12 protein-coding genes and 1 pseudogene are annotated in these 14,097 nt (G+C 58.0%); 3 read left to right on the forward strand and 10 right to left on the reverse strand.

The window, feature by feature from the left end; genetic code table 11:
- Positions 1-711: 711 nt before the first annotated feature.
- The 8 genes and pseudogenes from QZR14_RS16795 to QZR14_RS16830 all read right to left on the reverse strand — a co-directional run.
- The gene (locus QZR14_RS16795; protein ID WP_250606457.1) at positions 712-1,509 is read right to left on the reverse strand and encodes a MetQ/NlpA family ABC transporter substrate-binding protein; all 798 of its coding nucleotides are present in this window, start codon (positions 1,507-1,509) and stop codon (positions 712-714) included.
- 167 nt (positions 1,510-1,676) lie between these two features.
- Positions 1,677-2,609 (reverse strand): sigma 54-interacting transcriptional regulator, encoded by a 933-nt coding sequence (locus QZR14_RS16800; RefSeq protein ID WP_311997163.1) that lies wholly within the window; start codon positions 2,607-2,609, stop codon positions 1,677-1,679.
- A 55-nt stretch (positions 2,610-2,664) separates the two neighbouring features.
- Entirely contained in the window at positions 2,665-3,246 is a 582-nt protein-coding gene (locus QZR14_RS16805; protein ID WP_311997164.1) for an alpha/beta hydrolase, read from the reverse strand.
- A gap of 370 nt (positions 3,247-3,616) precedes the next feature.
- Positions 3,617-4,018 carry an ExbD/TolR family protein gene (locus QZR14_RS16810; RefSeq protein WP_003220570.1) on the reverse strand — a complete coding sequence of 134 codons (402 nt, stop codon included), beginning with the start codon at positions 4,016-4,018 and terminating at the stop codon, positions 3,617-3,619.
- Position 4,019: 1 nt separating this feature from the next.
- A complete protein-coding gene (locus QZR14_RS16815; protein ID WP_250606459.1) occupies positions 4,020-4,745 on the reverse strand; it encodes a MotA/TolQ/ExbB proton channel family protein in 726 nt (241 codons plus the stop codon).
- 45 nt (positions 4,746-4,790) lie between these two features.
- Positions 4,791-5,594, reverse strand: coding sequence for an energy transducer TonB (locus QZR14_RS16820; protein ID WP_311997165.1), 804 nt, complete (start codon positions 5,592-5,594; stop codon positions 4,791-4,793).
- 380 nt (positions 5,595-5,974) lie between these two features.
- On the reverse strand, positions 5,975-6,301 hold the full coding sequence (locus QZR14_RS16825) for a hypothetical protein (RefSeq protein ID WP_038359731.1): 327 nt from the start codon (positions 6,299-6,301) through the stop codon (positions 5,975-5,977).
- A 190-nt stretch (positions 6,302-6,491) separates the two neighbouring features.
- Positions 6,492-6,833 (reverse strand): annotated as a pseudogene (locus tag QZR14_RS16830) (ArsR family transcriptional regulator); the annotation flags it as partial.
- A 346-nt stretch (positions 6,834-7,179) separates the two neighbouring features.
- Here QZR14_RS16830 and QZR14_RS16835 point away from each other — a divergent pair.
- A complete protein-coding gene (locus tag QZR14_RS16835) occupies positions 7,180-7,542 on the forward strand; it encodes a hypothetical protein (protein ID WP_311997166.1) in 363 nt (120 codons plus the stop codon).
- Positions 7,543-7,558: 16 nt separating this feature from the next.
- Here QZR14_RS16835 and QZR14_RS16840 read toward each other — a convergent pair whose 3' ends face one another.
- Positions 7,559-9,919: a TonB-dependent receptor gene (locus QZR14_RS16840; RefSeq protein WP_311997167.1), complete on the reverse strand. Its 2,361-nt coding sequence runs from the start codon at positions 9,917-9,919 to the stop codon at positions 7,559-7,561.
- Between the two features lie 165 nt (positions 9,920-10,084).
- Between QZR14_RS16840 and QZR14_RS16845 the strand changes: the two genes are divergently transcribed.
- Both QZR14_RS16845 and QZR14_RS16850 read left to right on the forward strand, forming a co-directional pair.
- Complete coding sequence (locus QZR14_RS16845) at positions 10,085-11,029, forward strand: LysR family transcriptional regulator (protein ID WP_311997168.1); 945 nt, start codon at positions 10,085-10,087, stop codon at positions 11,027-11,029.
- A gap of 215 nt (positions 11,030-11,244) precedes the next feature.
- Positions 11,245-12,861, forward strand: a complete 1,617-nt coding sequence (locus QZR14_RS16850; protein ID WP_311997169.1) for an alkaline phosphatase family protein — start codon at positions 11,245-11,247, stop codon at positions 12,859-12,861.
- Positions 12,862-13,043: 182 nt separating this feature from the next.
- Here QZR14_RS16850 and QZR14_RS16855 read toward each other — a convergent pair whose 3' ends face one another.
- Positions 13,044-13,952, reverse strand: a complete 909-nt coding sequence (locus QZR14_RS16855; protein WP_311997170.1) for a TauD/TfdA dioxygenase family protein — start codon at positions 13,950-13,952, stop codon at positions 13,044-13,046.
- Positions 13,953-14,097: the final 145 nt, after the last annotated feature.

Genomic DNA, 14,097 nt, shown 5'->3' on the forward strand with positions numbered 1-14,097 from the left:
GGATCTTTTTTTCATGAAAGCCCTCCAAGGACGAACAGCTTTTGGCCAGACTCCCCCGGCCAATTACATAACAAGGAAGAGAACATGGACGTAAAAGTGCCGCAGCGACTGGATCCGCAGGAGATTGTGAAATTGTTGGTGGCGTTGCGCCGAGCGTTGAAGGCCACAGCGTAAATCAAAAGCCCCTCACCCCAACCCTCTCCCGGAGGGAGAGGGAGCCGACCGAAGTGTCTGGCGATTAACATCGACCTGAAAGATCGAGTCGATTATGGATTCAGCTAAAGATCTTTCACGTCGGCGTACTTCCACAGCATCCCCCAATCAGCCCCCCTCTCCCTGAGGGATAGGGAGCCGACCGAGTCGTATGGCGTTTGACATCGACCTGAGAGATCGAGTCGATTATGGATTCAGCTAAGATCTTTCACGTCGGCGTACTTCCACAGCATCCCCCAATCAGTTCCCTCTCCCTGAGGGATAGGGAGCCGACCGAGTCGTATGGCGTTTGACATCGACCTGAGAGATCGAGTCGATTATGGATTCAGCTAAAGATCTTTCACGTCGGCGTACTTCCACAGCATCCCCCAATCAGTTCCCTCTCCCTCTGGGAGAGGGTTAGGGTGAGGGGCTTTTCAACGCACACACAAAAACGCCGATGACCATCACTGGCCATCGGCGTTTTCACACCTTGAAGGGATTCACTCAAGCGTCAGATCAGAACGCCGGCAGTACCGCGCCGTTGTACTTCTTCTCGATGAACGCTTTGACTTCCGGGCTGGTCAGGGCTTTGGCCAGTTTCTGGATCGCGTCGCTGTTCTTGTTGTCCTCACGGGCCACCAGGAAGTTCACGTACGGCGAGTCAGAACCTTCGATCACCAGCGCATCTTTCTGCGGATTCAACTTGGCTTCCAGCGCGTAGTTGGTGTTGATCATGTCCAGATCAACTTCCTTCAGAACGCGTGGCAGCAGGGCCGATTCCAGTTCCTTGAACTTGAAGTTGTGCGGGTTCTTGGCGATATCTTTCGGCGTTGCCACGGCGTTTTTCGGGTCTTTCAGCTCGATCAGGCCAGCCTTCTGCAGCAGGATCAGTGCACGGCCGCTGTTGCTGCCTTCGTTCGGGATAGCAATGGTGGCGCCGTCCGGCAGTTCAGCCAGGGTCTTGTACTTGCTCGAGTAGCCACCGAACGGTTCAACGTGCACGCCCTGCACGGTCACCAGATACTTGGCCTTGTCGTCCTTGTACTTACCGGCGTTGAAGCTGTCCAGGTACGGCTTGGTCTGAAAGTAGTTGGCGTCCAGACGCTTCTCGCCCACTTGTACGTTCGGCTGAACGTAGTCGGTGAAGACTTTGATTTCCAGATCCACGCCTTCTTTGGCCAGGGTCGGTTTGATCAGCTCGAGAATTTCAGCGTGTGGTACCGGCGTCGCGGCAACCACCAGTTTCTCGCCGGCATTGGCCAGGGAAGCAGTCAGAGCAGCCGCCAATGCGGTAAACAACAGAACCTTTTTCATGCAGTGTCCTTATCGAAAATCACGGTCGTCATCGACGACGGCATTTAATACGTGTGCCAGTGAAGTGACATCGCTGGCGTGGGTCGGACAATACCGGGATTTTTTATTACCGGACAATAACGTTTATTCAGCTTCATATTCCATTTTGTTCATGTTGAACAAAACGGTTACAAGCCCTCACTCAAACGAATCAGCAAATCTTTCAATGCCTTACGCTCAGCGACGCTACCGCCGATGTTGATTTGTGCCACCAGCCGTTCGATCTGAAGCTGCGGCCCAGACGCCTCGGGGAGGTTCAAGTGCTCCGGCAGAATCTCGTCGCCCGTGCTCACCAGCAACGCGAAATGAATGACGTTTTCCAGCTCACGGGTATTGCCCGGCCAACTGTGTTGTTCGAGCACATGCTGCGCCGCTTCGCTAATCAGCGGCACAGGGAGATCAAGGCGCTGGCTGTAGATGCCTAAAAAGTACTCGGCCAGCGACAGGATATCGCCGGTGCGCGCGCGTAACGCCGGCAACTCGAGATGGCCTTCGCTGAGATAGTGATAAAGCCGCTCGTGGAATTTCCCGGCGTCCACCGCTTGCGCCAGATCAATGCTGGTGGCCGCGACCAGGCGCACATCCACGGGACTTGGTTGAGGCGCACCGACACGGGTGACTTCGTGATTCTCCAATGCCGCGAGCAATTTGATTTGAATCGGCAGCGGCAGATCGCCGATTTCATCCAGATACAAGGTGCCGCCATTGGCCGAACCGAACCAGCCTGCACGACTGCTGGCCGAGCCGCTGCAACTGCCGGCGGCGTAGCCGAACAACTCGGCATCGGCGTAGGTCGGGCTGATCGCTCCGCAATTGACCGAAACGAACAGACCGCTGCGGTCACTGGCGCGATGGATATGCCGGGCGAGCAATTCTTTACCCGTACCGGTCTCGCCGCGAATCAATACTGAAATCGAACGCGGCGCCAGTTGCTCCAGTTCTTCGCGCAACTGACGCGAGCGTGGATCGACGAACACCAGCGCCTTGGCGCGAATGCTCAAGGGGCTTTTTTCCGCATCGGGAAAGGTCAGCAACGGCTGACCGAAGGTTTCGAAACTCATGGCAGACTCCCGCCCAAAACCGCCGGGAGACGGGGGCGTTCAAAGAAAAAAGAAATCAGGCGCGCCGACGGGCGTGGTGTTCCATGCGGTTTTGCAGGCGATAGAGATAAGCAAAACCCTGCTCCCAACGCTGATGCCCGGACTTGACGTTGATGTGTCCGGCACCGGCGAGGATCCCCGCCTCGGCTCCCCAGTTACGCGCAAGCTCAAGCGCTCGCGGCGCACTCACGGCGGCGTCGTTGTCGGAACTGACGACCTGGCTCGGGAACGGCAGCAGATCGCTCGGGATCGGCGCGAAATTGCGCAGCGCCGGCGCGCAGGCCGGACGCTCGACATCCGCTGGTGCGACCAGCAAGGCGCCGCGGACCTGACGCAGGTATTGCAACGGCGCCGTGGCCGCCCAGTGGGCAACGGTGATGCAGCCGAGGCTGTGGGCGATAAGGATGACCGGCGTGCTGTCGGCAGCAATCGCCTCGGCCAGTGCCGCCACCCAGTCTTCACGACGCGGCGTCAGCCAATCGGCCTGCTCGACCCGCGCGCTGTTCGGCAGGCTGTTTTGCCAGTGGCTTTGCCAATGATCTTCTGGCGATCCTTGCCAGCCCGGCACAATCAGGTAGCGGATTGATTCGTTGCGCATGGGGAGCTCTCCTGCGTCGTGTCTGTTCCTGAACGAGTATAGGGAGGGGATTTATATTCGTTAAGGAATAAGAAGCTATTTATTAAGACCTGAATTGAATATGAGATGTGTGCATGGCTGGAAATCTTTTCCCCCTCACCCCAGCCCTCTCCCCCATGGGGGGCGAGGGGGAAAGGGAGCCAATCACCTGGCCTGTCAAATCCGGAGTACGACTGGATTTTTCATGTCGGCGTAACTCGTGAGAACAATCCAGATCAGTCCCCTCTACCTCTGGGAGAGGGCTAGGGTGAGGGGCTTTTCTCCCCCGCCAGAAATAAAAAAAAGGGCCGCACCCTGCCAAGGAGACGGCCCCGGAAAAACGTTGAATCTGTCACCGCGCAGTAATCACCGACAACTTGGTAATCCCCGCCCGTTCAATCGAAGCCATCGCCCGCGCCACTTCGCCGTAGTTCACCCCGTCATCGGCCTGCAACTGCACGCGCACTTCCGGGTCCTTGGCCTTGGCCGACTTGAGGTTGAATTCGAGCAAGTCCGGCTGAATCTCGTCCTTGTTGATAAACAGCTTGCCGGCGCCGTCGATGCTCACCACCAGCGGGTCCTTCTGCTCGACCGGCGCCACCGCTTCGGTCTTCGGCAAGTTGATCGGGATCGCGTTGGTCAGCAGCGGCGCGGTGACGATAAACACCACCAGCAGCACCAGCATCACGTCCACCAGCGGGGTCACGTTGATCTCGCTGAGTACCTCATCACTGTCTTGCGTGGAGAAGGCCATATCAGGACGCCTCCTTCACTTTTGCTGCGTTGCCCGGCACTGCGACCTTGTGCGCCGTCGGGTGGATCAACACGCGGAACGCACTCTTCTGCGCCAGGCTGTAGAAGTCGTGGGCGAAGTCATCCAGATCCGCCGCCGTCAGTTTCAACCGGCGCAAAAAATAGTTGTAAACCAGCACTGCCGGCACCGCGACGGCGATCCCCACACCCGTGGCGACCAGTGCCGCACCGATTGGCCCGGCGACCGTTTCCAGGCTCGCCGAACCTGCGGCGCTGATGCCTTTCAACGCTTCCATGATTCCCCACACCGTGCCGAACAAACCAATGAACGGCGAGGTGCTGCCAATACTGGCGACCACTGCCAGGCCTGTTTCCAGCGAACGGCGTTCGCGGACAATTTGCTGACGCAGGGCACGCTCCAGTCGATCCTGATGGTTGATCGCCTGGCTCAAATCATTGGCCTGTGGCGCCTCGCCCACCTGAATCGCCGCGTAACCGGCCTGTGCCACCCGCGCTGCAGCGCCAGGCTGGGTTTCACTCAACTCGGCGGCAGAATCGAGACTCGACGCCGCCCAGAAACGCTTATGAAAGCGCCGATCCTGTGCCTTCAGACGTCCGAACTGCAAAGCCTTGAGCAATGCCAGCCCCCAAGTGGCGACGGAAAAAACCACCAGCAGCCAGATCACCGCGCTTTCGATGGATTCCAGTGGAGATGCCAGTAACGTCATGATGTATTCCCTCGTGTAAACATTTCGCGCGAATTTGGTTTCGGTTTAATGAATCTTGAAATCGATGGGCACGCTGACCCAGCCGTCCTGGGCGACATCACCCTGCTTGGCCGGGATAAAACTCCAACGCTTCACGGCGTTCAGCGCCGCGTCGTCGAGCTGTTGCCGGCCGCTGCTTTTGGCTATCTGGATCTCACCCGGTTTACCGCTGGCCAACACATGCACGCGCAGCAACACCGTGCCTTCCCAACCGCGACGCTGAGCCAGCGACGGGTATTCCGGTGCCGGGTTTTTAAGGTACGCGGCGTTCGCTGATGCCGGAGTTACCGGTGCCGGCGCGGGCGGAGCAGGTGGCGCTGCAACCGGGGCTGCCGGTTGTGGCGGCGCGGGAGGCTGCTCGACCGCTTTCGGTGCTGGCTTGGGTGCCTGCTTGACCAACGGTTTGGGTTTCGGAACGGGTTTTGGCGGCGGTGGTTTTACCGCCAGCTCGTCTTCCACTGGCGGTGGCGGCTCGACCACAGGCACAGGTGGCGGCGGCTCGACCACCGGTGGCGCTGGCGGTGCCGGGCGCGAAAACTCGATGGTCATCGGCGGAATTTCCGGCGGCACGATCGGCAGCACCGGCGTCGGCTTCTGGCTGATCCAGTAGATCACCACGCCATGCACCACCAACGCGAGCACGCCGAGCAGAAGGGTTTCGCGTCGACTCAGTATGCCCTTGGGCGTACGCAGCAAACGCAGCTGTCCCAACGGCACACGATGCGGCCGGCCGAGATCGACCAACTCGCCACCCGGCGTCTGACGCCACAGCCACTCCTCTGCGCTGGCGGCGGTCTGGACATTGCCCATTGATTCACTCCCTGCGGTCTTTTTGCGTTCTCTACAAAAACTGCCGATCACCGTTTGTTGAATCCCCCACGGCGGATCGATGGATGAATCATTGGGCTTGAGGCTTATCTCCGAAAGTAATCTTTAACGTTATGTATAGGTCTTTATGGAATATAAAAAATGATCAATTTCGCCAAAGCCACGTGCCACGCGGGCTGCAGCGATGCGTGAAAAATGGCATGCTTTTCAGGCATTGAAAGTATTCATGCAACGCATCAAATTCGCCTGACCCGGTTTTGTGGGACAACTGATACCAAGTAGATAGTTGATTATTATTTTCCCGGAACAATAAAAAAGGCCGGTGCACTTTCGTGCGTCGGCCTTTATCAATTGCGTGCGAATTATTGTTTGACGAATTCCCCTGCCAGTGTCACTACTTCACCGTCAAAATTAGTACGGGAACCGGCCGCACGAACTTTTGCGTAATTGTGATCAGGAGAAAACAATGACCACGCTTGAAATCCGCTATTACCATTCAGACCGACAAATGTGATGGTGGTAGGTTGTCCGGTGCTGTTCTGGAAATGGTAGTGTCCGTAGCTGACGTCATAGTTAACGCCGCCCTGGCTGAACGTGCCACTGAATGTACCGTTGGAATCGTTGCCATCGGTAATCGTCAGTTTGGCGCCAGCGTTAGCGTTCACATAAGTGCCATTAATGCTCGACATGATTCGATTTCCTTTATCGTTTGGATAAGTATCTTCCGATGAGAGCAAGTTTCCTCCTGGAAACTCACGACAGTCAGGATGGTTGCACATTCAATTATTGTCCACGCGACTTACCAACCAAATTGCAATAAGCACTATTCAACCCGCTCATAACTTATCGCCGTTTGTCCGAGCACTTATTCCAATTCAACTAACGACTGGCACTGGTTTGTTGCGCGCCGACAACCAGGGCATTAACCGCCGTCTCGCAGCGTGGCGTACCCGTTGGCACCCAGTCATAACTCACAGCCAGCGCCTGATACACCCAGTTGCTGATCGTGTCGCTGCCCGGCGCTTTGCCGAGGTAGGGGCTGACGTATTCCCAGACGTTTTCACCGCTCGCCGTCACTTGGAAGAACCGTCCGCTCATGCCTTCGTCGATCAACGTGTTGCCAGTGGGCAAGCGTCGCGCACTGCTGATGAAAGAGCTGTAGAACGCCCACCCCGGTTGCTTCGAGTTTGCCGCGCTGTACTGCCAGACAATCTGTCGGCGCCGCTGAAAATCACCTACTGATTGAAGGCCTTGTTCGGGTCGTAACGGGTGACACCGGTCGGATACACACTAGGCGCGGCGAGGGCGCCGCTGCTGATTAAAATCGACACCCATAAAATTGGTGAAGCGAATTTCCCAGCAAGCATAAGCAGAACTCCTTCAAGGTATATCGATTGATAACTCAAGCGTGTTTGCAGGCTGATCGCGATAAATCAAACCGACGGGAAACACACATGAACTCAATACCTGTCAGGTTTGACAGGTGACACGCCAGTGTTTTTGCTTCCTAAATAAAGGCGTCGTTTCTCTACACCCGAAATCACCTGACTGATCAAGGAAATTCGCCATGGAAGCCAAACGCCTTATTCGTTTTTCCCCTCTGATGCTGACTGGCTATTTGCTGGTCGCACAGGCCGATACCGTGCCGCCCGGCGGCCAAGTTGACGTCGCACCAGCCCAAGCGCCAACGACCAGTTCCGGAACACCGCCGGAGCTCTCGGTATCAGTTAGAAACAATCACGATGGCCCGGTCAACGTCTTCCAGCAGCGCACAAAAATCGTCCTGCAAAAGGACGATGTCTGGAATTCTGACTACTCGAAAGGCGTCATTTCCATAACCACTGCAAATACGGAATCGACCATCAAGTACGTCATTTCCGAAGCGCGCAGCACTCGATGTGCGACCGACCTTTGCCTGATAGTGCAGTGACTTCCTCCGCGCGATGTCAGAAGTCGTAGCGACCGGTGACGCCGAGGGTGCGCGGTGTGCCGAGCAGGCCTTCATAGCCGCCGTTGCCGCCCGTCCACAGGGTCGTGTAGTAGGTTTTGTCGAAGGCGTTTTTCAGCCACAGCGACACGTCCCACTGGCCTTGGTTGAAGTCGCCGCGCAGGCCGGTGGAAAAGTTGACCACGGCGTAACTCGGGATCTGTCCGTAGTCGGAATCCTCGACCGTACCGACGGCTTTCGAGCGAAACGCATAGCTCGCGGTGACGTAGGGTTCGAAGCCGTTATCCAGATTCCATTTGTATTCACCGTTGGCGTTGCCGATCCATTTCGAGGCGCCGACCACTTGATGACCGCTGAGGTCGCAAGACGCCGGAGCACCCGGCGCCTGGCTGACTTCCGGCGGGCACGGGGCATCTTTGTACGAGAGATAGCTGACGTCGTTGTAGGAGCCGTTGATGTTCAGGGTCAGGCCGCGCAGCGGGATCACCGTGCTTTCGAACTCGACCCCGCGCGAGCGCACGGAACCGGCGTTGGTCAGGTACTGCACGCGGTTTTCCGCGTCGTAGGCATTGGTCTGGTAAGCGTTGACCTGGGTCCAGAACACGTTGGCGTTGAGTTGCAGGCGGTGGTCCCACAGCGTGCTCTTGAAACCCAGTTCGGCGTTGTTCGCGCGCTCGGTGCCGATCAGCAACGAATCGGCGCCGGCCACTGGAGCAGAACCCACCGCGAGGTTGACCCCGCCGGATTTCTCGCCGTGGGACAACGTGGCGTAGCCGAGCACATCATCGGTGATGCGATAGCTGAGGTTGAGCAGCCCGGACGGACTGGAACTGTACTGATTCAGATCGCCGGAATCGTAGGCGCCGGCACGACCGCGCCGCGCCGTGGCCGCAGCGCCCGTTACGGCAGCGCCACCAATCGGCGCATCCCGTGTGACCCAGGCAGATTTTTCTTCATAAGTGCCACGTACCCCGGCGGTGAAGTCCAGCCGCTCGGTAAGGTGCCAGGTGCCTTGGGCGAACAGCGCGAAGCTGTCGGTCTTGATATGGCCGTTGCCAATACTGGTGACATTGGCCAGCGCTCCGCGCGCCGTGCCATTCCAGATATCGGCTTGCGGGCCGTAATAGGCGAAGGATTTGTTGTCCAGATCCGAACCGAAGTAGTAGGCGCCCACGACGTAATCGAAGAACTCACCCTTGGGTGAGGCCAGGCGAAATTCCTGCGAGTACTGCTTGTCTTCCACCGACACCCCGGCGTTATAACTCGCCGGCACGTTGAGGCCGTCGTCGTTGCGCGGAGTGAAATTCCAGAAGCGATAGGAACTGATCGAGGTCAGTGTGAAGTCGCTTGGCAGCGTCCAGTTGGCCTCCACTGAGGTGCCGCCCTGATGCACGGTGACATGCTGGTCATTGTCCAGATTGACCTTGCGGTGCGATCCGTTGACCAGTGTTGCGCCGGCGGCATTGGCCCGCGCCTGATAGAGATTGACGCCGTTGATGGTCGGCCCGGTGTTGTACAGCACGCGGGTACCGGCACTGGAATCCTCTTCGTTGTAGTCGCCGATCCAGCGCAGGTTGAAATCTTCATTGGGCTTGAACAGCAGTTGCGCGCGGAAGCCCTCGCGCGATCCGCCATTCAAATCATGGCCGTCGTATTCGTTTTTGATGTCGCCGTCACTGCGCGTGCGGTAGGCCGAAAAACGCCCGGCCAGTTGGTCGTTGAGCGGCCCGGAAATGGTGCCCTTGGTCTGGAAATAACCGTCCTCGCCGACCGAGGTTTCGATGCTGCGCTCAGGCGTGAAAGTTGGCGCGCGGGTGCTGATATTGATCACCCCGGCGGTGGTGTTTTTGCCGAACAACGTGCCCTGCGGCCCGCGCAGGACCTCAAGCTGCTCGATGTCCATCAAGTCAAACACCGCCATCCCCGGACGGCCCAGATAGACGTTGTCGATGTACAGGCCCACGCTGCCTTCCAGGCCATCGCTCGCCGGGTTGTTGCCGAGGCCACGGATCGACACGCTGGACTGCCGCGCGTGCATGTAGGCGACGTTGACGCTGGGCACCAGTTGCTGCAAATCCTGAATCCGGTAGACGCGCTGCGTCTCCAGATTCTGTCCGCTGACCACACTCATTGGCGTCGGTACGTCCTGCGAACTTTCTTCGCGACGGCGGGTGGTGACGGTCACGGTTTCCAGTTGTGAACTGTTGGCGGCAGGCTTGCCGGCCGGCACCGGCGCCGGGGTTTCCGCTTCGGCGGCGTAACCGTGAGTCCAGCTCGCGCTCCCTGCCAGCAGCAGGGCCAGAGGCAGGCGTTTGAGCCGTCGTGGCGTTAAGGGTGACGCAAGGTTCAACGGACTCATGGCGCGGCTCCTGGTCAAAAAACACACAGACATCATCAACGCTGCATATTCTTTTCAGTTATTTATTTATGGATTTACAAATATTTACTGCATAAGAGATTGCCTTTATAAGGAGTCGACCTAATGCATATCCAATGCATTTCCCGGATATTTTTTATGTGAAAAATGCATATCGACTTGCGCCAACTTCGTCACTTCATCGCCTTGGCTGAACAACGCAGCTTCGTCGCCGGCGCGCAGGCGGTGAACCTGTCGCAGTCGGCGTTCAGCCGCAGCATTCAGGCGCTGGAGCACAGCGTTGGCTGTCAGTTGGTTGATCGCGGGCGCAAGGAGTTACCGCCGACCAAACAGGGCCAGGTGCTGCTGGAGCACGCGCGGCGACTGGTCAGTGGCGCGCAGCAGATGGCCAACGAAATCAGTCAGTTCAATGGGCTGGAAGCGGGGGAATTACGCTTCGGTTGCGGGCCGGCGCCGGCGGCGGGTTTGATCCCTCGGGCGATTGGCAGCTTTATCGGGCGCTATCCGAAAGCGCGAGTGCAGTTTCAGGTCGATGACTGGCAGAGTCTGAGCAAGCGGTTACTCAGTGAGGAGTTCGAATTCTTCGTCGCGGACACGCGCTACTTCGAGGCCGATCCAGACTATCTGACGCACCGGTTGCGTCCGCGCAAATGGCATTTCTGTTGCCGTGCGGGGCATCCGCTGGCCGGTTTTGAGCGGGTCACGGCCGAACAATTGATGAGCTATCCGCTGGCGGTAAGTATTCGTCCGCCGAACCTGCGCAAGGTCATCATCGACCTCAGCGGCCGCCCGGATTTCACGCCCAATGTGGAATGTGAAAACAGTGCCAGCCTACTCAGCGTGGTGCTGCGCTCGGAGGCGATCGGGATTGTTGGCGCGTATTCGGATGCGTTGCATCAGGCCAAGGGTGAGCTGATATGTTTGCGCATTGAAGGGTTGGCCGATGATCTTGAGGAGTTGTACACCCGCTATGGAATTGTCAGTCGCGCTGGGTATCGGCTGTCGCCGTTGGCGGAGGCAATGATTGAACAGATCAAAGAGATTGATCAGCAGGATGAGCAGGTTTGTTCGCTTCATAACCTCGCTGTCTGAGATGACGCTTTCGCGAGCAGGCTCGCTCCCACAATGGATTGTGGTGAATGCAGAATGTGTGATCGCCACTAACCCTGTGGGAGCGAGCCTGCTCGCGAAGAGGCCAGCGCAGGCACCGATGCATCCACTGCATAAAACCCATTCCCCAAATGCACTTGCCGAACACCCCCAGCGAAAGCGAAAACCCTCGCCTGTCCCATTGACCGGTGAATCCCATGCCCACCCCGCCAAACCCTGTGCGCAACGTGCTGTACATCATGTGCGACCAACTGCGCCGCGATTACCTGTCCTGCTACGGCCATCCGCATTTGTACACGCCGAACATCGATCGCCTGGCTGCAGCCGGCGTACGTTTCAGCCGCGCCTACACTCAAGGCACGATTTGCGGCCCGTCGCGAATGTCTGCTTACACCGGACGCTATGTCAGCAGTCATCAAGTGGCGTGGAACGCCGTGCCGTTGCCGCTGGAAGAACTGACCATCGGCGATTACCTGCGCCCCCACGGCATTCGTACTGCGCTGGTCGGCAAGACCCACGCCACGGCGAATATCGATGCCTTGCAACGCCTGGCGATCAACCCCGACAGCGAACAGGCCGAAATCCTCAACGAAGTCGGCTTCGAACCCTACATGCGCCATGACGGCATCTATCCCGACGACCCGCTGTTCGACGACAAGCGCGAATCCGCGCCCTACACCCATTACCTGCGCGAACACGGTTTCGATGGCAAAAACCCCTGGCACGACTGGGCCAACGCCGCCGAAGGCGAGCACGGTGAAATCCTCAGCGGCTGGCAAATGCGTCATGCGAATTTGCCAGCACGAATTCCCGAGCAACACTCAGAGACTGTCTACACTACAAATCGAGCCATCGACTTCATCACCGAGCAAGGCGAGAAATCGTGGTGTTTACACCTTTCCTATATCAAACCGCACTGGCCCTACATCGTACCGGCGCCGTACCACACCCTGTACAGTACGAAATCGATTCTCGAAGCAGTCCGCGCGACGCCCTCCGACGCCAGCAAACACCCTGTATACGCTGCCTTTCGCCAGCATGAGGAAAGCCTCAACTTCTCCCGCGATTCAGTACGATTGACTGTAATCCCTACGTACATGGGTCTGATCAAGCAAGTGGATGATCAACTCGGGCGGCTGTTCGATTTTTTGCAGAGCAACGGCCGTTGGGAGGACACGTTGATCGTGTTCACCAGCGATCACGGCGACTTTCTCGGTGATCACTGGTTGGGAGAGAAGGAGTATTTGCTGGAGCAGGCGGTTGGTGTGCCGCTGATCGTGCGCGATCCTCGGGCGGCGGCAGATATCACGCGCGGAACGGTTGATGAGCGACTGGCGGAAACCATCGACGCACTGCCGACGTTTCTTCAAGCATTAGGGCTGCCGGGAGCAGAGCATCGGCTTGAAGGGCGTTCGTTGATCCCGCTTCTACACGGCGAAAATCCGGACTGGCGCCGCTATGCAATCAGTGAATATGACTACGCCTTTCAGGCGCCGGCGCGCGAGCGTTTGGGCCAGCCGATCGACCGTTGCCGCATGACCATGGTGCGTAGCGAGCGCTGGAAATACCTGGCGTACGACGGCTTTCGGCCGCAGTTGTTTGATCTGTTGAGTGATCCACAGGAGCTGCGTGACCTGGGAGATGATCCGGCGTTCGCGGCGGTGCGCGAGGAACATGCGGGGTATTTGTTTGAGTGGGTGCGCGGGTTGAAGCGGCGCACGACCATTAGTCATCAGGAGATTGATTGGCGTGGGCAGCGGTTTCGTTATGGTGAGCCGGAAGCCGAGAAGGTTGTTCAGATTGGGGTTTGGTAGCTTTAAGAGCCCCTCACCCTAACCCTCTCCCGGAGGGAGAGGGGACTGAACGAGTTGTTTTTTAGGTTTACGCCGACCTGAAATATCAAGGTTGAACTCAGGTTCGAAAAGCCCCCGATCGGCTCCCTCTCCCCCCGGGAGAGGGCTGGGCGGGCGGCGTTCCGATGAGGGGCTTTTGATCTTCAATCGCGACCTTTGATGGTCTGGCTACGCTGTCCCGAAGCCCCAACCGGCACTTCCCCCTTCAACGTCACCCGACGCACCAGCCGATCCTGAGTGCCGTAATCATCAATCGCGTAATGCTGTGTCGAGCGGTTATCCCAGATCGCCACATCACCGGCCTTCCAGCGCCAGCGAACGGTGTTTTCCTGACGAATCACATGGCTCTGCAACAGCCCGAACAGATGCGCCGAATCCGCCTGCGAATAGCCCTTGATGCGTTTGACGAAATGCCCCAGCAGCAAGCTCTTCTCACCGCTGATCGGGTGCACGCGGACCACCGGGTGTTCGGTCTCGTAAACGGTCGAGGTGAAGACCTTGCGATAGCGCTCAAGCTTCTCCGCCGAGACGTCCGGCTTGGCGCTGGCGTAGTCGTATTCGTTGCTGTGCACGGCGACCAGTTTGTCGGCCAGTTCACGCAGCTCGGTCGGCAAGCCGTTGTACGCCGTCGCGGTGTTGGCCCACAGGGTATCGCCACCGAACGCCGGCGCGACGACCGAGCGCAGGATCGAGGCTTTCGGGTAGGCGTCGACGAAGGTCACGTCGGTGTGCCAGGAGTTGGCGCGCTGGCCTTCGGCGCCGTCCAGTTCGAGCAGATAACGCGTGCCCTCGCGGGACGGCACCGTTGGATGCGCCACCGGCTCGCCGAGCAAATGCGCGAAGGCTTCCTGACGCTGATCGTCGAGCTGAGTCTGCTCGCGGAAGAACACGACTTTGTATTGGACCAGGGCCTGTTGAATCGCTTCGACGGTGGCGGCGTCCAGCTCACCGGACAGGTGCACGCCACGGATCTCGGCGCCGATACGACCGGCCACCGGATGAATTTCCAGCGCGTGGACAGCGGGTTTTACTGCGAGTGCGGCATTGCTCATGGGTAGACCCTCATCGACTGCTTACGGTTTGGCGGCAGCGAAACAACGCTCTATCTATATTCCATTTACATCTAATAGATAGCCACATGCTTCGTTGACGGAATAAGAGCATGCATTTAAAACCTCTAGTAACCCTCGTCGCAAA

Source organism: Pseudomonas sp. rhizo66 (assembly GCF_031931925.1).
Taxonomy (GTDB): Bacteria; Pseudomonadota; Gammaproteobacteria; order Pseudomonadales; family Pseudomonadaceae; genus Aquipseudomonas.